This window comes from Vibrio sp. YQ_11, from assembly GCF_043103065.1.
Taxonomy (GTDB): domain Bacteria; phylum Pseudomonadota; class Gammaproteobacteria; order Enterobacterales; family Vibrionaceae; genus Vibrio; species Vibrio parahaemolyticus.
In genome coordinates, this window is the sequence record NZ_JBICJM010000051.1 from 1 (window position 1) to 19,572 (window position 19,572).

Here is a 19,572-nt window from a genome sequence, read left to right on the forward strand (position 1 = left end):
TTCTAACAAAGTCCATCTTCAAGAATCTAGAGAAATTGTTACTTTTTCATAGGTCTTAACTCTTCAAGTTCCTCCGGTACTTCCAAGATTACATTTTCATCGGCTGTTATTAAGCCACCATTTTTATAGCCGTAGATTGGCTCATTAAAACTTGAATTTAGTATGTTCTGTCGCTGCTTCTCGATTTCTTTAAGGGAAAGTGCCATATCCTTGGGACAAGGTGACCGCCCCCACCAGTTCAAAAGCAGTTCTATTTTATGCTTTGGTGGTAAGTCTTGCAGAATGCTATTCATGAGTGTGCAGCATGCAACTTGGTTGGTGAATCCTTGGTAATCTCCCATTGAGCTTGGAATGATGTGATCAATAGATGCATCACGCTCAAGAAGCGGCTTTCTACAGTAAAAGCAAAAGCCACCTTGCCGGTGAATCAAAGTACTTAGCTTCATGTTGTTATCCTAGTGTATTGAAATCGTAATATCAGATTAATTCAAAATGAGCGATATATCCCGTGGTGATATAGACTGCATTTGGTGATAGTTCTGTCTTTTGGGCAGAGCAATTATGAAAGATCCGCGCTTAGTCGCTTTTGGTGAAAAAGTTCGTCAAACGAGAAAAGAGAAAGGTTTATCTCAGGAAGCGTTGGCTGATCTTGCAGGGATCGACCGTAGTTATATGGGACACATTGAACGAGGTGATCAGAACATTACCCTCACCAAGATCTATCAGATATCTGATGCTTTGAGGGTGTCAGTTTCCGATTTGATTTCTGATTAAGTGTAATGCCCCCTCATTGCGAGAAGGGCATTTAATTAGTCTGCTAAAAAAACACCACTTGGCGATTTCGTAATACATCACCGTCATATTTATCTTTCAGAGGGTTAATGGCTTTTTGAACAGCTTCAGCAAGATCATTGACTTCGTTGTAGAGTATCCTTAATGCCTCTACTTTTTCTTCTGCATTGAATATCTTTCTTGACTCATCAGGGACTATTAGCGCGTTTCTTTCGTCATCAAGATATGAAATGATTAGCAAGTATGAACGCAAGTTATCGAGGAGTGTTAGCGGTAGGTATTGGCTGCAAGACAATCTTTCGTTCATAGAATAGGCAATCGCAGCAATGTCATAACTAGTCAGTTTTTTTGCTTTTGATTTCTTATAATCTGGCATGTCGGCAATTATATTTTTCATTAACCGAGTTACTTTTTTAAGGTTGCCGCCGTACTGAGTGTCTCTGTCATTTACCTTCTTGATGTGCAGAAAAGGCTTGTTCTCAATTAAAGCATGATTGTCTTTGTCGTAAATTTTTACTGCTCTGAAGTGCTCAAGCTTTGATCTTTGGTACTCATGCGTATCGTGCCAACTACTTGGAACGATATCCACTTTTCGTCTAAGGCTACCACCACTAAGGGCAATCGATTTGGCTCCACTAGTGTTTACTTCAGCGGCATGATAGCGAGACTTGAGTTTCGCTTCTGCCTGAAGTCTTAACTCTCTTACAATATCAACCATTGGCCGAGTATCGCTTGAATCTGAGTAGTAGGTACCGGGCAAAGCTGGTCTTTGGACAGTAATTACGTCCGATTTCAGTATCAACATATCTACGTCAGAATGACCTTCGATATGAATATCCAATGCAACAGAGCCTTGCATTCTAGCTTCGGCATTGATTCCTGACGTCTTGAGCATGTCAATCAGTGTTGATGCTACTCGCTCACCTTCGTCTTTCGAAACTTTTGTAGACTCTTGGCTGACTGCCGCCATTGAACCAATCACATATTTTATCGCAGCATTTTCATGTAGCTTTTCATGCGCTTCTGTCGGTCTTAGATCGCCGTAGTACGAATACATACCTTTTTCTAGACGATCTCTTTCGGCTGTCCCTTGTCGGCGGTTTTTTAGGTTTGCTAGTCTGTTTTCAAAGTTGATCATTATTGTTCTTTCCTTAAAGTCATTCTTCCGAAAGTCCTTCTACCGTTACTATTGAAGTAAGCAGCTTCACCTTGGTTTAAATCTTTGTTAAAAACTAATTCGCAATAGCCTTTGTGAGAATTCAATTCATGAAATTGATCGGTATAAGGGTTATTCGTATAGCTATAGTGAAGAATCCAACCACCTTTTGTTCCTGGCTTTTTTCCAAGAGTAGCGGTATAGCTTTCGCTTGAACTCTTTGCCGTTTTTAAAGTTATGGAGATTTTTTCCCAAGTTTGTTCGATATCAATTTCGGCTTCCCAGTTGTACTTTGTGGAGCCGTCTTCATTTAGCGTTTCACCGTTCACTGACCATATGCCACTGATGTCGGGTATACTAAAGAACGGAATTTTCCAGCCGAACCGATCAAAACAGTAGTGAAGGACAAAATAAATTATGGCTGGCGTTATTATGGCAGTTGCGAATGCTTCTATGCTTGTCACTTCATATAGCCAAACCAATAACGAAGAAACAGCACCTGTTAAAATTACAGATGCAACACCGAGCCATCTTCCTATAGTGGCTCTGCTGTGCCCAAATATTGCATAGTCGTGCATTTGTTTGCTCCTATGAATTCAATAATCAATTGGTGATAACGGAAGCCATCCCATCCAATCGTTCTTTAGTCTTTTCCCACCTTGGCATTACCTGGCCCATTAGCCGGTAAAACCGCTCGCTATGATTATGCTCTGCGATATGGCAAAGCTCATGCAAAATCACGTAGTCAATACACTCACGATGTGCTTTAACCAGGTGAGGGTTCAGGGTGATTCGACCATTGGGTGAACAGCTGCCCCATTGGGTTTGCATGGTCAATATGCGAAGCGGTGGCCGTTCTTCTACCCAAAGGGCTTGCTCCAGCATGGCATTGAGGCGCTTGGCGAAGGTTTCCTTAGCCCGCGCTTTGTACCAGTCTGTTAGTAGCTCTTTAACCTTGTCAGCGGATTTTGTTCTTACCGAAACTTCCAACTTGCCACGTAGTAGTTTCACACCTTGAGCCTGCTCCGGCGCTTCAATCACTTTCAGCAGGTACTGTTTCCCTAGGTAGTAATGGCTTTCACCACTGATGTACTGCCGAGGGATGGTGAATTCAAGCTGTTTGCGGAAATCTCTAAGCTGCTCGTATATCCAACGTCCGCGCTTTTTAACAGCCAATAGCACAGCTTCGCTGTCAGCTTCTTCGGGAGCGAATGCAATTACCCGACAATCGGGATGAACCTTGATTAATACCTTGTCTGTGGCTTGCGGGCGCTTAACTCGCTCAAACATAATCTGCTCGTCACCATAACGGAAGCTCATGGTCTGACTTTGAGGTTTAATCGGCACATTCATCTGGTTATACCCATTCAAGCACCGTTCAACCCGACCCGAGTGATCTGAACAATCATCTCAACGATCTTCTTGGCCTGAACCATGCCGCCCCCAATGGCTTTGCATTCCTGGAACATGCGCGGCAGTAGCTTTTTACGAATATCGGCTTCGATGTTCTGTGGGTTGATGGAGTTTTCCGCGACAGAGGTTTCTACCGCCTGATCAATTTCAAAGGCGACTTTGACCCACTTATCCTGAACCTGGCTGTCGAGCACAGCTAAGGCTTCAGGCAGCACTTTCTTGAACACACCAAAGTAAGCCTGAGCATGACGATTACCGGCAAACGCATCGGGTATGTCGTTCAAGCGTCTGTCTTGTACTTGCTCTTCAAATTCACGGAACAGCATGTACTGCTTCAATGGGTGGTCGAACAGTTTTTCAGCTTCCTCAATAGCTTGGCGCAGCAATTTTGAAAATGCTTCCTGAGCATAAGGGTCATCCCGTAGCTCTTGTTCAATCATGCGTGTCACACGGGTTTTGATGATGTCGGTTTCGTTGCGGGTTTTATCTTCGCTCCAGTCTTCCGGCTGTTGCTTTTGCCCCATCTTACCCACTTCATACACGCCACCGGGTTCTTTCACCTCAATACCCACCACATGCTTATCCAGCAGCTTTTTCACTTGTTCGGCGTATTCGTCGTAGTCAATCCTCTCACCGGCATCTTGCTGCACCAGTTGGCGCAGGCTGGAGAATTGCTTCACCGTTTCTTTGTAGTGACGACGATCCTGGTCGCTAAAGCTCTTATCTTCAAAGAAGGTGGCTGATTGCAGCGCTACCTTTAAACAGCTTGCGAAGGCCGTTAGGGCTTCGTAGAAGTCTTCACGCACCTTTAGATGCACGTCAACCAGCTCTCCATCTCGTTCTTCAATCTTTGGTACTAGCACCTGACGCAATTGTTCAATGTCGTTCTTGTTTTTGACGCCATCGAATATGGCCCATAGCTGCTTAAAGAGCTGTGGTAGGCGTTTATACTCTGTACTCATTTGGTTGTATAGGCCTGCAATATCATTGATGTCGTAACCGCCCTGAGTGCGGGAGGCCAGATCCTGATATTTTTGGATGGTGGTATCCAGTTCCGCCAGAATGCCGCGATAGTCGATGAGCAGACCAAATTTCTTTTTCGGGTGCAGGCGGTTTACCCGTGCAATCGCTTGGATCAGGTTGTGCTCTTTCAGAGGCTTGTCGATATAGAGCACAGCGTTTTTCGGCTCATCAAAGCCGGTGAGTAGCTTATCAACTACGATGAGTATCTTCAGTGAATCGTCTTTGTCGAAGCGTTCTATCAAGTGTTTGGTGTAAGCCTGTTCATCCTGGCTGCCCACATTTTCTTTCCACCACTGGGTCACTTCGGGTGTGGTGGCTTCATCGACAGCGATATTGCCTTCACGACTATCCGGCGGGCTCATCACCACGGCTGATTCAAACAAGCCTGCTTCGTCCAGATACTTTTTGTACTTGATGGCAGATACTTTGCTGTCGCAGGCTAACTGGCCTTTCAAACCTTCGTCGATGTTCTTTATGAAATGGTTGGCAATATCTAGGGCAATCAAACGAATGCGATCATCCGCACCGTATACTTGGCCTTTTTTAGCAAACTTGCGTTTCAGGTCGGCCTTTTGCTCGTCTGAAAGCCCTTCGGTAATACGCTCAAACCAACTGTCGATAGCGCGTTCATTCACATCCAGGTCTGGGATGCGCTCTTCATATAGCAGCGGCGTCACCGTCTGGTCTTCCACGGCGCGCTGCATGGTGTAAGCATGCACAATGGGGCCAAACTTATTGGTGGTCTTGTCGTCTTTTAAAAGTGGTGTGCCCGTGAAGGCGACGAAGGCAGCATTAGGCAGCGCCTGCTTCATACGAATATGGTTTTCACCGCCCTGGCTGCGGTGGCCTTCGTCAATCAGCACAATGATGTCAGAGCTGTTGTTCACACACTCCGGCATTTTGGTAGCGGTATTAAACTTCTGGATGAGCGAGAAGATAATTCGCTCCGTGCCTTTACCAATCTGTTCGGCTAGGCGTTTGCCCGAGGTTGCCATCGCCGCTTCTTTGTCTTTCTTCCCGGCCAGCTCGCCGCCAGAGGCAAAGGTTTTGCTCAGCTGGGTTTCCAGATCTACTCGGTCAGTCACCACCACAATACGGCATTGCTTCAGGCTTTCGTGTAGGATCAGCGCCTTACTTAGAAACACCATAGTAAATGACTTACCCGACCCCGTGGTATGCCAGATCACACCGCCTTCACGGCCCCCGGTGACGCTGCGGGTATTGATGCGTTCAATCAGTCGCTTGATACCAAACACCTGCTGATAACGGGCGACGATTTTGCCCGCCTTTTTATCGAACAAGGTAAAGTAACGTGTCATCTCCAACAGTCGGGCAGGACTTAACAGGCTGATCAGTAATCGATCCTGACCAGTAACAGCAAGCTCCCCCGCAGCGGTCAGGCTCTGGTACCAATCCAGGTCTTTTGCCGGGCGGTGGCTGAATAAAGTTGCCAGCTGTTCGTCTTTGAGCGTTTTGTTTTTGATGGCGTACATCTCGGCATCGGTGATGTCTTCTTCACGCCAGGCGGCCCAAAATTTAGCGGGCGTACCGCAGGTACCATAACGGCCTTCGTTGCCGTTTATGGATAACAACATTTGGCTATAGGCGAACAGTAACGGGATTTCGTCATGGCGCTGGTTACGCAGGCTTTGCGAAATGCCTTCGTCAATGGTGGGGCCCTTTTTCGCATTGCCATCCGGGCGTTTCGCCTCAATTACAACCAGAGGAATACCGTTCACAAAGCAGACAATATCCGGTCTGCGGTTTTCCACGCCGCCCGAGCGGGTAACAGTAAACTCTTCGGTGAATACAAAGCTGTTATTGGCTGGGTTTTGCCAATCAATCAGAGCAACGGTCGGGCTGGCCTTTTTACCATCGACAAACTCAGTGACCGAGATGCCATACAGCAGGTGGTTGTACAGGCGCTCATTGGCAGTTAACAAGCCTTCGTTAAGTGCGGGGCTGCACACCTCGGCAATCAGGTTGTCGATAGCCTTTCCAGACAGCGGGTAGCTTTTACCGGCAAAGGTGAAAGTGCGCTTTTGAAGCTCACTGCGCAACACCTGGCGTAAAACCACTTCATCGGTCTTGCCACCACGGGCAGCTAACGCGAGTTCAGGAGAGAGGAACGACCACCCGAGGTTGGTCAATAACGTCAGAGCCGGTAACTTGGCACTGTATTCTTCCTGAAATTTGGGTGTGTATTGTGTCATTTGTTATCTCTCTTCAACCCCTGATACCCGAGGTGCAGCTTCAGGTTATGGCTTTGTTCTGTTTTGTCTGCGCATGTTTTCTACAGCCAATGCAAAATCAGCATTGGTAACGTCTTCTTGCCAACGAGACCAGAAATCTATTGTTGCGCTCAATGGCTTTTCAGTAGGAGGATCAATTTTTATTCTACTCGGCAGCAGTACCGAGTCTCCTACAACCATGGCTTCGCCAACATCCATGATGGGTAATGCTTCTAAGAGGCTTTCTAGGCTTTCTGGTAGTAATTTTCGAACAGTTGCTTGGTCATCCGCGTTCGTTAAACGCAATGAAATGATGTTGTTACACTGGCTTAGAATGGTGGCACTTACATCTGAAGGCCGTTGGCTCACAATCATGAGTGCAACGCCATATTTTCGACCTTCTTTAGCTATTTTCTCAAATGCTTCGACCGCTCTGCGCTCAACTGGGTTGCCTTCTTTTCTTGGTAGATATAGGTGAGCCTCATCGCAGACAAAAGCAACTGGTCTGCGGCTATTCGGATCAGTCCAGAATTGAACCTGATAGATAATACGAGCAACCAGGCCAATGATGACTGGCAGTATGTCAGCAGGAACCTCTGAGAAGTCGATTACTTTAATGCTTTGCTTATGATTGCCAAAACCCATCAATTTTTCAGCAATCATACTCAATGAATCGTATTGGTTGTATTTGTCCGGACTATTAAATAGGAATCCGTAGCGACGATCATTCAAGCGGCTGGCCATGCGAACTAACAATCTAGAAAATTCGCCATTGAATGGGCCGTTTTTGGGGCCTCGTGATCCTTCAACCTTCTCTTCGTTTAGATATTTAAGCTTTCCAATAACTTCATTTAAGGAGTATGGAATCGGACTGTCTAGAGTAAAAGACTGCAAAAGATCGGTTCGACCATGCGCTTGTAAGAATGCTTTCTTTTGCTCTGTTATGGCATCTTGCACAACCACCACTTGGTTATGTGCACTGAACTCGCTGCGATCAACGAATAATGATTGAATCTCTTCTGAATTGAGCAACCAATACGGCAGAAAGAGCAGTGAATCATCCTCTACGTCAACCTCATCCGGCCCTGGTACTCTCAGCTGCTTAGCATAAGAAAGTTCCTTGTACTCACCATGCAGGTCGAATACAACAAGGTTTGAAGAAGGTAGCTGCGAGCTTCTTTCCAAAATAGAGGCAACCGTCCATGATTTACCAGAGCCGGTACTGCCAAGCAAAGCGGCATGCCGCTGGAAAAGTTTATTGCCATCTACATAAGCGCGGGCGTTTTCATTAAGCTTATAAGAGCCAAGTTCCAGCGAGTGCTCTCCATCGCCACACTCAGAGATCACTCGCATGAATTCTTCTAGGTGAGAGTCTTTAAGCACGTAGCAGGTTGAGTCGATTTCAGGGACGTGATCAAGTGATCGTGAAAACTTATATTTTTGAGCGATTGCATCCCAGCGGGCTGCACCCATCAGCGTGATCTTAACTGTATTGACTACACTATCTTCAAAAGCATCTATCTCGTCAGCATCATCTTCATCTATCTCCAGCGTAACTGGCTGAGTGACTACCGCTTTGATGACTTTATCAATCATGCCAATCAGCCAACATTCAGTTGCACCGCTGAGTTGCACGGTTACAAGCTGCCCAACTCTGGCTTTACGCAGATCTTTATCACTGTTAACCAGAATGGTTACTTTTCGGGTGTCAACTTCACGGATGTTGCCAAGTGTATAGCTGTCATCATTGAAAGTAAAAAGTGCCATGTTACCCTCCTAAAAATTCGTTGGTAAAAGTGTCAAAACGCCATAATTCCTTGTCATCAATATGTAGCCAGTTTTTATACTTTGAGTTGTAGATCCTGCTTTTTTCTGAGTCAGCCTGTTTGCAGATGAGCCACATGTTCGGACATTTATCTAGCCACTCTTCAATTCTTGGGTTCGAATCGCGAGTGATCACCAAAGCACGGCATTGGTCTTGTTCAAGCTTTTGTCTAAATGCGTTGTTAACAAGCTGGGAATCGTTAAAGCCAAACCCCAAAAATAGGAAGCTAGTATGGTTTCCTACAGCGGTGTCGTACTCAGCTAGCTGCGCTCTGTCCTTGTGTAATCGTTGATATTTGGCCGTACCTGGAGTGATCATGGCTCGTACAACGCCGTCAGGCTTGTTGAGTATCCAGCTGTTACATTCAATAAGCTGAGCTTCCCATTCAAATGTATTTAACGAACCATGTGGCTTGTGTAGTCGGATATGCTTGCACTCAACAATTCGTAATGGCGGCCTTGTCTTACCAAGAGCTTTCTGAATGGATTGAACAGACTTTTTTGCCTCAGCCCAGTCGTAACGCCGAAGGAAACCACCGTGAAACCCGGTAATGTAGGGGATCTTGTGTCGGACGAAGGCGTATTCAGCCAGCAAATCGTAATTTGGTGTAGCGACGTGAAGTTGTTTATCAGCCTGCGGCAAAGCTTCAACCAGCTTTTTCAATAGTGAGCCAGCAGGCCAATCGCATGAGCCTGACATGATTGAGTGAGCGTAAGCATTATCGTGGTGCGCAACAAAACTGGCAGTAAGTTCGACTATTCGATTGGTCAGAGCCTCATCTTTGATGAAGTCCATTGCAGATTCAAAATCATGACTACCAGCATCAAGAGCAGAGACCACTTGCTGCCATTGCTGTTCTTGTACTTCGCTCATTCCATGAGCAAGCTCGGCTCGAAGGTGGCGCTCAAGAGCTGGCATCCCAAAACTCAGATCAAGTGCACATGAAGTTCCTGTGCCAAATAATACAAACGGCTTGTCTGTAAAAAACTCAGCAATCGCTTGATATGCAAAATCCTTTGTTAGCTCCACGTGCATCCCCCTTAGCTCACCAAAACTCTTCGCTTACCCGTCAACAACTGCTGCATTAGGGCTTTTTTCTCTTGCTTTAGCGCTTCCAGCTTATGTTGTAACGCTGTGATTTCCTGATCGGCGGTGGAAAGTACGGCGGCGATCTTTTGTTGTTCTTCCAAACTTGGCGTTGGAATTTTAATTCTCAACAAGTCATTAGGATTAACACGCCGAGCCTTCCTACCACCATTTGCAAGTCCTAAGTTCGACGAGTAGAACTCTTCTCTGGATACGTAATAGGTGAACCATTCAACATTCACGTTTCCGAGAAAGTCGAAGGCTGGTAAATCAAGTGTGGACTCATAGCCATCAAGCTCTTCGGGGATGATGCCAAAGGCGCCATTTAAAAAATCCAGTTTGCTGTAGATAAACTGGCCTGCTGAACGCCGATAGTATTTTGTCGATTCGCTTCCGCTTCTTTTTTCATCTTTGGCAACAACCCCATTGCCATAAAGCTTTACGGTAATTTTCTTAGCGATGTCGCCAGTAGATCCTGGCACACGGCTTTCTTTAATGAAAGCGGCAACAGCAGTTGCTTTCCACTCGCCACTAAACCTAACTCCATTCTTATCCAGCAGGCGTTTTTTGCCGGTGAGCAGTTGTTGCATCAGGGCCTTTTTCTGCTGTTGGCTGTTATTTAGCAGCTCTTCGGTGGTGGTGATGGCCTTATCCCAAGTGGAGAGGATTTTGGCAATTTTCTTTTGTTCTATGTATGGAGGAACCGCGATTTTTAGCTTTTTAAAATACGGCAATCCAATTGTTTTAATAGTTGAGCCAACAGCCTGGCGTTCAAACTCAGCCTTATTCAACTGAAGCCAGTTATACAGAAACCAACTATTTAGTTTTTTCGTGTTGTCGCACTTCCACGCAATAAAATGTTGGCTGACTGCCATAGGAACAGCCATTACGCCACTTTTACCTATGCCAGCGTCACGCGATAAAACGACAGTTTCTGCTGGGTGTAGTTCAGCGGAGCTATTCGCTATTCCTGCTTCAGATATTTCCTTATCTGTTTCGTAGACATACCCTTTATCTAAGCGGAAGCTATCTGCTAGGGATATCCATTTAATCCCTCCATCCCAGTATTCTGGAAAAGATTTACTCGGTGTATGACCGCTGCAACGGGTTGCGAATTTGTCCAGCAGGTCGTACTTCCACCCACTAGGGATGCCGTCTTTAGCTAAACTACGCGCCATAACCAAGCTCCTCCAGATACTTGGCCATCTCGGTTTCCAGCTCGGTCAGTTGCGCTTTCAGCTGCTCGCGCTCGGCTCGCACCGCCATCAGATCGATTTCTTCCTCTTCTTCAAAGGTATCGACATAGCGCGGGATGTTCAGGTTGTAATCGTTCTCTTTGATCTCTTCGAGACTGGCAAGATACGCATATTTATCGACGTTTTCTCCCGATCGGTAAGTAGCGACGATCGTATCAATATTTTTCTCACTGAGTTGGTTCTGATTTTTACCAGATTTAAACTCGCGTGAGGCATCGATAAACAGGACGCTGTCGTCTACTTTTGCTTTTTTGAAAATCAGAATTGCTGCAGGAATGCCTGTACCATAAAACAGTTTCTCAGGCAGGCCAATCACGGCATCCAATAGGTTTTCATCAATCAGTTTTTGGCGGATTTTGCCTTCACTGGACCCACGAAATAGTACGCCATGAGGTACAACTACACCCATACGACCAGTCTTAGGTTTTAGCGTTTCAATCATATGTAGGATAAAGGCGTAGTCGCCCTTGGTTTTCGGCGGAACACCACGACGGAAGCGGCTGAACTTGTCGTGTTCGGCTTCGTCATGGCCCCACTTATCCAAAGAGAAGGGGGGGTTGGCAGTCACAATATCAAACAGCATTAGATCGCCATTTTTATCCAGTAACTTAGGGTTGCGGATGGTGTCGCCCCATTCAATTTTGTGGTTGTCTTCGCCGTGCAGGAACATATTCATTTTGGCCAGCGACCAGGTGGAACCAATGGCTTCTTGTCCGTACAGGGCGTATTGCTTACTACCGTGATTCGCCACGACTTTGCGGCCACACTTCATTAGTAGCGAGCCAGAACCACAGGCAGGGTCGCAGATGCTGTCGCCCGGTTGCGGGTCTAACAACTCAGCGATGAGATCCGAGACTTCTGGCGGTGTATAAAACTCACCGGCTTTCTGGCCACCACTGGCCGCGAAGTTTTTGATCAAATATTCGTAGGCGTTACCGATCACATCCAACGTTCCAACACGGCTGGGTTTGAGGTTCAGCTCGGGTTTGGCAAAGTCTTCCAGCAGGTGACGCAGAATGGTGTTCTTTTGCTTCTCTTCACCCAGTTTGTCGGTGTTAAAGCTGATGTCCTGGAACACACTCTTGCCTGCGTCTTTCAGTTTGGTGCCGTTGGCTTCTTCAATGGCGTGCAGCGCCTGGTCGATGCGTTCGCCGTTGCCGGGTTCATGACGGCGTTCGTACAGGGCGTAGAAGCTGGCCGCTTTGGGCAGTACAAACCGCTCATTTTTCATCATCTCTTCGATTAGTTCCGGCTCATCGCCGTACTCGGCCTTGTAACCATCGTAGTGATCCTGCCATACATCGGAGATGTATTTGAGGAACAGCATGGTCAGGATGAAGTCTTTATAGGTATCGGCGCTGATGGTGCCACGGAAGGTATCACAGGCATTCCACAGCGCTTTGTTAATGCTGTCTTGGTTAATTTTATCGTTACGGCTCATGGCTGTATCGTTCATCCATTGTTTCCTTTTAGTGGGGCCAATTAGTGGCTGGCCCAGTTCAAGTCTTAAATTTGCTGTGCTGGCTGTTTAGTGGCTATGCGTCTGGTACAAGTCGTTGGCGATTGCGCCCATCATGCGCTCACCGTTGTTTACTAGCCTCTGTATCAGCCTTTGCTCTTCACCCAACGTGTTGGCCATCGCAATGATTGCTCGCTGCTTGGCAAGTGGCGGAACAACTACTGGGGCATCTTCCAGCACACAGCGGCGAATACTTTTTGTTAAGGTGCCTTCAGCATTCTGCTCAAAATATCGCTGAGCCGGTACCTGATTCAGTAGCCAAACCATAAATTCAGGCAGGATTTCTTTCTTCTTCAGGCTGATTACAAAAAAATGTGGTGCGGCAACGGCCTGTTTACCTGTGGTGGTCAATAACTGATCCACCTGCACGGCGTAGTTATGGCTGCCACGTGCGGCCACTAAAATATCACCTGTAGTGAGGTAGTCGGGTTCGCGCTTGCCGGGAAGCGTGGTTTCCAAACAGTCTGACCAGCGAATCCCTTCGGTTAGCGAGACATCCTTCATCTGAACCGCGACCACGGCAGAGCCTGGCACTTCAGGAATTTTGCCCCGAAATGGATAGCCTGCATTGATGGTTGCTATCTGTTTGAGCTTCAAACCTTCACCTATTCATAGTCAATGATGCAGAAATATTCTGTTGATCCTGGTTAAATGTCAAGCTAAAGTTGTTTCATCGCCTTTGATGCAAATAAACCTATCGAGGGCTTTTTGTTGATTATATGAAATACGTCATAGGTAATGATGCAAAAAAAACTATCAAGGGTGTATAGGGTGCGATTCAATGTGGGTTCCTTACCAGTGTTCTCGGGTGAGACTGGCCATCAAGGGATAAGAGTCATTGAATACCGGAAAGATCATTGGGTAGATAATTTTCCTCTCATTTGGTCGCATGAACGCCAGTTTGATGCTCTGGAAATGAATTTATTCCTGGAGCACCGTTACAAGGGGCTGTATCGCGCTCCTAAACGAGCTGCTAGATCGAACCCATTGGGTGGTGTCTCTCTCAAGACGATGCAATCAATAGCAAACTCGCTGTGTATTTTTCTTAGTTGGCTCGCAGAGGAAAACGTTGATTGGCGCCAGGTTACTGCTCAGGCATCGACACAGCGTGCCAAGTATTGGCTCCCTGTTTATCGGTTTAGAAAATTTCTAATCGATTTGATCCAGGCAAAATCTTTAGGCCGCGATAGCGCCAATTTGTATATGACGCATGTTAGACAATTTTACGAGTGGGCTCGTCGTAGAGGGACTATAGAAAAACTGCCTTTTGAATATCAGCAGTTACATATTAAACGCAGCAGCGATCACTCAGATATTAACTCGATATTCTCTATGGCTCATCGTTCATCTGGAATAACCGTTCACACATCCGATCTAACGATACCGAGGAAATACCGACAGAAATCACTACCTAGTGACCAATTGTCTCCATATACCACTGAAGAGCTTAGCGCTCTATATGGCACTCAATACATCAAGTCTCCTGCAAGACGCCTCTGGATAGATCTAGCCCTTTTCACTGGTATGAGGGCTTTTGAAATTGCTCGGTTTTTGGATGTTCACGCAGTCGATCCATCAATAAGTGACGTAGCTTCATATCATGCAAACATCACAGGTAAGGGGAATAAAGAACGCCAGATACTAATACCGCGTACACTAATGCAACGATTGTGGCATTACAAAAATAGTGATGAACGAATACGTAGAGTTATGAAGTGGGAAGTGAAGAATGGAACGAATAGCGATAGGCCACTATTTATTAATCGTTCTGGATTAGGGATTTCTGAAAAGTCCGTTAGTAATACCGTCATCATTGCTCGCAAAGAGTTGTCGCTTGCTGGTATCGCTCTGGAGCGAAGCTTTCATGACTTACGGTCAACATATGCAACCAACCTTGCCAAGTACATGCTCGACAAAGGCTTAGAGCCTGGGTTCATCGAGTTTAAATTGATGGCGTTACTTGGTCATTCAAACTTCTCAACAACACGGAAGTATTTAAACTTCGCTCGTGCAGTGACCTTTGATAGTGAAATGAAAGGTTGGTCAGACACAATATTCGACGGCATCGATGTGCGGCTTGTTGGCGATTATCAGTACTTGCTAGGGAGGGATGATGACCAATCCTAGACAAAGGCTTTGCGATATATCTCCTGCGTTAGAACAGGAGTTTATGGAGCTTCACTACAAAATCGAAAATGGCTCGATTAAGGCCAGCAAGGTTACAGTGAAAGGTTATCGTAATGGCCTTTTACAAGGAATAAAGGCCTGGCCTGAAGTGAGTGCTGATCACCTTGCTCATCTTCAAAATCATGGAGTGAAGTCACTCAGAGATCAAAAATATTGGCTTCATTTAGAAATCGCTGCATTTAGCAATTTGGAAAAGCAGAAGGCCGTTGCATTCACTCGGTCATTGGACTTCCTTTATAGGCTTATTCATCCAGAAAACTACACAGGAAAACCAACCTTTGTTGCGGTTCATGGATCCTTGGTTGGTTTATTAGATATCTATCTGAAATCTGAGCTGCTTGGAGATTCAGTAAGAAGCGCAATAACGAAATTTGTTGACTCAGAAGCTTTATCTAAGGCTACTAAAGTAGCGGTTGTACAACAAGTTGTGAGTATCATTAAAGCGTTAGCATCTGATGAGGACTCTGATGTTATGGTGCTTCTAGAATCTGTGCTCGATGAGGGTCATCTGATCGAAGCAGGTATTAAGAAGCACAGGGTAATGCCTGTTAGATCACAGCTAAGGGCTTTTATTGAGGTTGTATATCCTGATCTTTTCTATAGACAAAAGCTGTTGATTGGCGGAAGGAGCCTGGATGTCACTGAACTCCATGCTACATCAAGAATTGCATTGATGCAGATAAAAGCACTTGTTGGAAATACTTACTATTCAGGCGAGTATGGGCATAGTTCGGGTGGGATTAAGGGGCGGCTATCATGCGCCATAAGAACAATTCTGAGATTTGTTAAGAAAGACGAATATTTTAAAAAGCTATTTATGGAAGTTGGCCTAGATGCTTTGGCTGCGAACGACTATCGCCCACTAAAAGATATTTTTCAATACTACAAGCAGTATGAGGCGACTTCGGTTGCAAATCTATACGAGCACTACTCTGGGGTGGAAGTTAGTCAACGAATATTATTTCAAGATATTTTATGCTTTGAAAATGAGGGGTCAGGGAAAGTTAAAACCCTTGATATATCTTACATATCTGAAATTTGTTCAAAGCTTAGAGAAGATATCGTTCGTATTCATGAAGAAGAAACCGAACTTATTGGTCAGAAAAACTATGGGGCTGAAACCCTTCATGCCCGCTTCTCAAAACTAGTCAAAGTGTTTTCAAGCTATTGTAATAGGGGTGCGATAAAAGGTCTTGGTCTGAGCCTGCTATCTGCGAACGACGGTAATATTCAGCTTGATATTTTGTCCAGAATACAAGCGGATGTCCTTACAAAATCCGTCTCAAGACGAACAGCTGAAGGTTATATTTCCGCTATCAGATGGCTTTGCGGAATAACTGGACAGAAATTTATTAATGCATATCGGGTAACTAGCAATAGGCATGCTGTGCATGCTTCGAGAATGAAAAGTTGTGATACATATACGTTGGATGAAGTACGGGAGCTAACGTTTCATATTGAAAAAGGAATTTTAAAGAATGACTGGCTATTGCAGGATAAGCTGGCCATGTATTTTGCAAGAATACAAATTAAGACGTGCTGGAATACATCTTCAATAGCTAAAATCGAGTGTTCGGATATTCAGCAAGTTGACATACCAACAAGCAATCGACCTATAACAATGCTTGTTCAAAAGCCCCGTAAAAGCTATCAGACAGACCATTTTAACTTTGACTATAAGTCATCACGATCCGCTATTCATGATTTGCTAACAGTACGGGATACTTTAACAAGAACTACCAGGAGCAAGTATGCTGGACATGATAATTCAAGATTTCTATTTATTTATGAAGAGCTAGGCCAACTCAAAACGATAGATTACAACGTTGTTGTAGCCAGGATAGCTACGATTCTGATGGGGCTTGGGTGCAAAGTAAAATACAACTCCGTAAAGCTCAGAAAAACAGGTTCTAATGAAGTCTATCGCCAACTTTCAAAAGATTTTAAAAGATACAAAGATACCTTTAAGCATTCATACCCGACCTTTATAAAAAATTACCAACGAGTTAGTGAGGTATCTTCAAAAACAACACTGAGCGATGCAACTAAGATTATGGAGCAGTATTTTGTTGGAAAGGAGTTATCTTCTAACATCGAAATTGTGACTGAATACGAATCTGGCACTCAACTAACCCCGGTAGGAGGATGTAACGCGGAGAAAGGCTCTAAAGAAGCGCACTATTATGCAAAGCAAAACAGGTTATTAGCGTCTAATAAAATCGACAGATGCGGTGATTTTATGGCGTGCATATGGTGTAAACACTACAGGGTTGTAGCTGATGCCGATCATGTCTGGCAATTGCTGTCTTTCAAAGATTATGTCCTAGGTGATATGCAGGGGGCTATCGCGCATTTTTCCGATGTTAGCCTGCAAAAGCAGGCTCATCGCGCTTTATCTGAAAGAGTTGATGTGATCATATCTAGGCTAAAAATTACAAATTCTGATCAGGTTAATTTGGGGCGGACATTGTTTAAAAATAACGGTCTGCATCCAATCTGGAACTTTGCCATATCTGATATCGCAGGTGTTATATGAGCATTTCCTTCGTACTTTCAGAGTGCCTCAGTGGCATTGGGGAATACAATATAAAGCCATATTGCGAAAAACGCTGGCTATCTTTACGCGATGAAATTGTCTGGAGTGGTTCTGATCGTATCGGTTACTCACGGGAGGTTAGGCTTTCAGATGCCACATGGAAGCCGATTGGAGAAAAGATTGGGATATCGTTTAATGGACTCAGCATCGAGTTTGAGTATGAATTCAAGATACTGATATTGGCACTGTACACGTCAGGGATTGGTAAGGGTATGCCGCCGCTGAAATGGAGTACCATTATAAATGGGGCAAGAAGTCTGATGACTATTGCCCGATTTCTTTGCGTAAATCGAATTCATTCTTGGATCGAACTCGATAAACTCAATAATTTAAAAACATCACACTACTGCGCTGAAGCTATTAGTTACGTTGGAGCTAACGATAAGCCTAGTTTGTGCGTTTCGATTAACACTGCTACTAAATGGTTGAAATGCTACGGCTTACTAGGAAAGGAATCATTTAATTTGATTTCTGATAAGTTCACGCCAATCGTGGCCGCTTATCAAATAAACGGAAGAAAGAAACACCCGGTTATTCCTTGTGGTGTTCTAAAAAAAATAATTTCAAAAGTTATCTATGAGCTTGATTTGATCAATGAAATTCGTGACGAATGGATTCGACGTCAATCCGATGACATACGAAGAATAGAAATAGGTCAGTACAAAATTGTAAACGGGCGGTACAGAAGCATCTGCGGCGGAGGTGATGCAGCTGTAACAGCAAAGATTGGTAGAATAAGAGGCTTAGTAAATGTATTAGTATTGGCCTTTACAGGGATGCGTGATGGAGAGGCGCTAGCTCTTGCAAATGATTGTTTAGTCACTAGAGAGAGTGATACTGGCGAGCTTCACTACTCGCTGCTATCCGAGCTAACAAAAACAACTGATGGTTCGCAGAAAGTAGAATGGGTATGCGGAGAGATTGTTTCAAAATACTTAACTCTCATATCCACGTTGAATGAAGTGGTTTATGAAAAAGCTACTGCCATCATTGAGTATCTGTCATCTGAAATCTCGGATGAATATCTAAATGAATTGCAGCAAGGGCTAAGATATAAGTATATCTTTACAGTTAACTATTCGCTTACTAGCTGCGGATTCTATCGCATGAATAAGCGACCAAATTCTGCCGCTTTCAATATTAGTGACTTCTTTAAGATCCCTCTCAATACATCAGATATAGAGCAACTTGATCGCCTTGGATGTAATTACAAATCAGTTGCGCCAAACAATTCAGATCGACATCAACCATACAAGGTAGGTGATTACTTCAACTTCACTCCTCATCAGTTCAGGCACACATTTGCCTGGTTTATCATCGCAAACCGCTTAGGTGAGTTGGATGATATTAGATATCAGTACAAGCACTTATGGCAGAATATGACCCTGGTCTACGCCCAGCGCGGATTCGAGTCTATCGGGGAACTGCTAAATATAGCGGATGAGTTTTCAGAGCATATTACAAGTTTGACGGTGAATGAGATTGTCGAGGCCTCACTCGATGGAAATATTGCTGGGCACGGTGGTGCACGGTTCTCTAGTCGAATCAAAGAAATGTTGGGAAACCAAGTTGAAGAAAATGTTCAACCACATTTCAAAGATATAAATCAACTGGTGGAATTTATATCGAAAAACTCAAACGACTTGCGAGGAGTTGGGCACGGTTATTGTACGAAAGCTAAGGATTGTAAAGTCAAGAATGTAGCGGATCCGAGCCATTGTGTTTATTGCGACGGATACATTGCAACGCCTAGGCACTTAACTTACTGGAAATCAATTCAGCTGAACTGTGAAGATAAAATCAAGAAGATTGAATCAGCGCCAGATGGGGTTCGGGAAAAGTTGCATTCTTTTAGTATGGTTCTAAAAAGTAACCTAGAGGCTGCCAGGGTTATTATTGAACAGTTAGATCCGTTAAGAGGGGTTGATCAAGCATGAGTGAGAATACCAGGAGGTCCCTAATAGATGCCTTATATGAACTGATTAGCGAAGGTAAAAAAGTAAGCATTAAATCAGTTGCTGATAGAGCTGGATTAAGCCATTCCATCATTTATAACCGCTATCCAGATTTAAAGTGCATAATTAAAGACGAGCAAGTAAAGCAAACTGAACAACTGAAACGGGATAGCGATATAGCGGAGTTAGAGAAGCTTAAAATCAAACTATCATCAGCCACAAGAAAAAATAAAAAGCTTGAGCAAGAGAAATCAACGGACTTCCCCTCTTTGCTTGCCCATATTCAACAAGTCTATTCGATGTACGACCAACTGGCTGAAGAGCATGTTGAAGCTCTTAACCGCTTGCGTGAGATAAAGTAACAACCAAATAAAGCATTGCTGTCGAGATTAAGTTCTGCGGTCTCCATGATCGCATTTGGCGTAACACTCTAGGATCTTTTCGGACAGCGATTCTAAGATTTAGGCTCGAAACACTACCGAAAGTGTTACTACCCCAGAGTCCCCGCCAAATCACCATGTAACACTTTTTCA

15 protein-coding genes are annotated in these 19,572 nt (G+C 44.6%); 5 read left to right on the plus strand and 10 right to left on the minus strand.

Annotation, left to right across the window (positions count from 1 at the left end):
* Nucleotides 1–38: 38 nt before the first annotated feature.
* A complete protein-coding gene (locus ACF8EG_RS23930; RefSeq protein ID WP_052127963.1) occupies nucleotides 39–446 on the minus strand; it encodes an HNH endonuclease in 408 nt (135 codons plus the stop codon).
* Nucleotides 447–561: 115 nt separating this feature from the next.
* Between ACF8EG_RS23930 and ACF8EG_RS23935 the strand changes: the two genes are divergently transcribed.
* Nucleotides 562–774 carry a helix-turn-helix domain-containing protein gene (locus tag ACF8EG_RS23935; RefSeq protein WP_017045299.1) on the plus strand — a complete coding sequence of 71 codons (213 nt, stop codon included), beginning with the start codon at nucleotides 562–564 and terminating at the stop codon, nucleotides 772–774.
* Between the two features lie 43 nt (nucleotides 775–817).
* On the opposite strand, the gene ACF8EG_RS23940 is transcribed toward ACF8EG_RS23935, so the two are convergent.
* The 9 genes from ACF8EG_RS23940 to ACF8EG_RS23980 all read right to left on the minus strand — a co-directional run bounded on the left by ACF8EG_RS23940 (nucleotide 818) and on the right by ACF8EG_RS23980 (nucleotide 12,898).
* Nucleotides 818–1,930: a hypothetical protein gene (locus tag ACF8EG_RS23940; RefSeq protein WP_140072676.1), complete on the minus strand. Its 1,113-nt coding sequence runs from the start codon at nucleotides 1,928–1,930 to the stop codon at nucleotides 818–820.
* Nucleotides 1,930–2,526, minus strand: coding sequence for a hypothetical protein (locus ACF8EG_RS23945; RefSeq protein WP_036941080.1), 597 nt, complete (start codon nucleotides 2,524–2,526; stop codon nucleotides 1,930–1,932). The genes ACF8EG_RS23940 and ACF8EG_RS23945 overlap by 1 nt, the downstream gene beginning before the upstream one ends.
* Before the next feature lie 25 nt (nucleotides 2,527–2,551).
* The gene (locus ACF8EG_RS23950; protein ID WP_152948638.1) at nucleotides 2,552–3,301 is read right to left on the minus strand and encodes a M48 family metallopeptidase; all 750 of its coding nucleotides are present in this window, start codon (nucleotides 3,299–3,301) and stop codon (nucleotides 2,552–2,554) included.
* Nucleotides 3,302–3,315: 14 nt separating this feature from the next.
* Nucleotides 3,316–6,597, minus strand: coding sequence for an HsdR family type I site-specific deoxyribonuclease (locus ACF8EG_RS23955; RefSeq protein ID WP_193278980.1), 3,282 nt, complete (start codon nucleotides 6,595–6,597; stop codon nucleotides 3,316–3,318).
* Nucleotides 6,598–6,642: 45 nt separating this feature from the next.
* Nucleotides 6,643–8,382, minus strand: a complete 1,740-nt coding sequence (locus tag ACF8EG_RS23960; protein ID WP_152948636.1) for an ATP-binding protein — start codon at nucleotides 8,380–8,382, stop codon at nucleotides 6,643–6,645.
* Between the two features lies 1 nt (nucleotide 8,383).
* Nucleotides 8,384–9,469 carry an SIR2 family protein gene (locus ACF8EG_RS23965; RefSeq protein ID WP_193278979.1) on the minus strand — a complete coding sequence of 362 codons (1,086 nt, stop codon included), beginning with the start codon at nucleotides 9,467–9,469 and terminating at the stop codon, nucleotides 8,384–8,386.
* An 11-nt stretch (nucleotides 9,470–9,480) separates the two neighbouring features.
* Complete coding sequence (locus ACF8EG_RS23970) at nucleotides 9,481–10,704, minus strand: restriction endonuclease subunit S (protein ID WP_152948634.1); 1,224 nt, start codon at nucleotides 10,702–10,704, stop codon at nucleotides 9,481–9,483.
* Nucleotides 10,694–12,238 carry a type I restriction-modification system subunit M gene (locus ACF8EG_RS23975; RefSeq protein WP_140080429.1) on the minus strand — a complete coding sequence of 515 codons (1,545 nt, stop codon included), beginning with the start codon at nucleotides 12,236–12,238 and terminating at the stop codon, nucleotides 10,694–10,696. Before ACF8EG_RS23975 ends, ACF8EG_RS23970 begins: the two co-directional genes overlap by 11 nt.
* Before the next feature lie 72 nt (nucleotides 12,239–12,310).
* Nucleotides 12,311–12,898, minus strand: a complete 588-nt coding sequence (locus ACF8EG_RS23980; protein ID WP_193278978.1) for a restriction endonuclease subunit S — start codon at nucleotides 12,896–12,898, stop codon at nucleotides 12,311–12,313.
* Between the two features lie 186 nt (nucleotides 12,899–13,084).
* Between ACF8EG_RS23980 and ACF8EG_RS23985 the strand changes: the two genes are divergently transcribed.
* From ACF8EG_RS23985 to ACF8EG_RS24000, 4 genes are read left to right on the plus strand one after another with little or no spacing between them, the layout of a single operon-like run.
* A complete protein-coding gene (locus ACF8EG_RS23985; protein ID WP_276430405.1) occupies nucleotides 13,085–14,428 on the plus strand; it encodes a site-specific integrase in 1,344 nt (447 codons plus the stop codon).
* Complete coding sequence (locus ACF8EG_RS23990; protein WP_276430403.1) at nucleotides 14,415–17,024, plus strand: hypothetical protein; 2,610 nt, start codon at nucleotides 14,415–14,417, stop codon at nucleotides 17,022–17,024. Before ACF8EG_RS23985 ends, ACF8EG_RS23990 begins: the two co-directional genes overlap by 14 nt.
* Nucleotides 17,021–19,021 (plus strand): hypothetical protein, encoded by a 2,001-nt coding sequence (locus ACF8EG_RS23995; RefSeq protein ID WP_276397876.1) that lies wholly within the window; start codon nucleotides 17,021–17,023, stop codon nucleotides 19,019–19,021. Before ACF8EG_RS23990 ends, ACF8EG_RS23995 begins: the two co-directional genes overlap by 4 nt.
* The gene (locus ACF8EG_RS24000; protein ID WP_017045314.1) at nucleotides 19,018–19,401 is read left to right on the plus strand and encodes a TetR/AcrR family transcriptional regulator; all 384 of its coding nucleotides are present in this window, start codon (nucleotides 19,018–19,020) and stop codon (nucleotides 19,399–19,401) included. Before ACF8EG_RS23995 ends, ACF8EG_RS24000 begins: the two co-directional genes overlap by 4 nt.
* Nucleotides 19,402–19,572 lie beyond the last annotated feature (171 nt).

What these genes read in the sequence shown, in the direction of transcription:
- ACF8EG_RS23960 (WP_152948636.1), bottom strand. Translation starts at nt 8,382, where the DNA reads ATGGCACTTTTTACTTTCAATGATGACAGCTATACACTTGGCAACATC.
- ACF8EG_RS23945 (WP_036941080.1), bottom strand. Translation starts at nt 2,526, where the DNA reads ATGCACGACTATGCAATATTTGGGCACAGCAGAGCCACTATAGGAAGA.
- ACF8EG_RS23940 (WP_140072676.1), bottom strand. Translation starts at nt 1,930, where the DNA reads ATGATCAACTTTGAAAACAGACTAGCAAACCTAAAAAACCGCCGACAA.
- ACF8EG_RS23970 (WP_152948634.1), bottom strand. Translation starts at nt 10,704, where the DNA reads ATGGCGCGTAGTTTAGCTAAAGACGGCATCCCTAGTGGGTGGAAGTAC.
- ACF8EG_RS23930 (WP_052127963.1), bottom strand. Translation starts at nt 446, where the DNA reads ATGAAGCTAAGTACTTTGATTCACCGGCAAGGTGGCTTTTGCTTTTAC.
- ACF8EG_RS23975 (WP_140080429.1), bottom strand. Translation starts at nt 12,238, where the DNA reads ATGAACGATACAGCCATGAGCCGTAACGATAAAATTAACCAAGACAGC.
- ACF8EG_RS23995 (WP_276397876.1), top strand. Translation starts at nt 17,021, where the DNA reads ATGAGCATTTCCTTCGTACTTTCAGAGTGCCTCAGTGGCATTGGGGAA.
- ACF8EG_RS24000 (WP_017045314.1), top strand. Translation starts at nt 19,018, where the DNA reads ATGAGTGAGAATACCAGGAGGTCCCTAATAGATGCCTTATATGAACTG.
- ACF8EG_RS23935 (WP_017045299.1), top strand. Translation starts at nt 562, where the DNA reads ATGAAAGATCCGCGCTTAGTCGCTTTTGGTGAAAAAGTTCGTCAAACG.
- ACF8EG_RS23990 (WP_276430403.1), top strand. Translation starts at nt 14,415, where the DNA reads ATGACCAATCCTAGACAAAGGCTTTGCGATATATCTCCTGCGTTAGAA.
- ACF8EG_RS23950 (WP_152948638.1), bottom strand. Translation starts at nt 3,301, where the DNA reads ATGAATGTGCCGATTAAACCTCAAAGTCAGACCATGAGCTTCCGTTAT.
- ACF8EG_RS23955 (WP_193278980.1), bottom strand. Translation starts at nt 6,597, where the DNA reads ATGACACAATACACACCCAAATTTCAGGAAGAATACAGTGCCAAGTTA.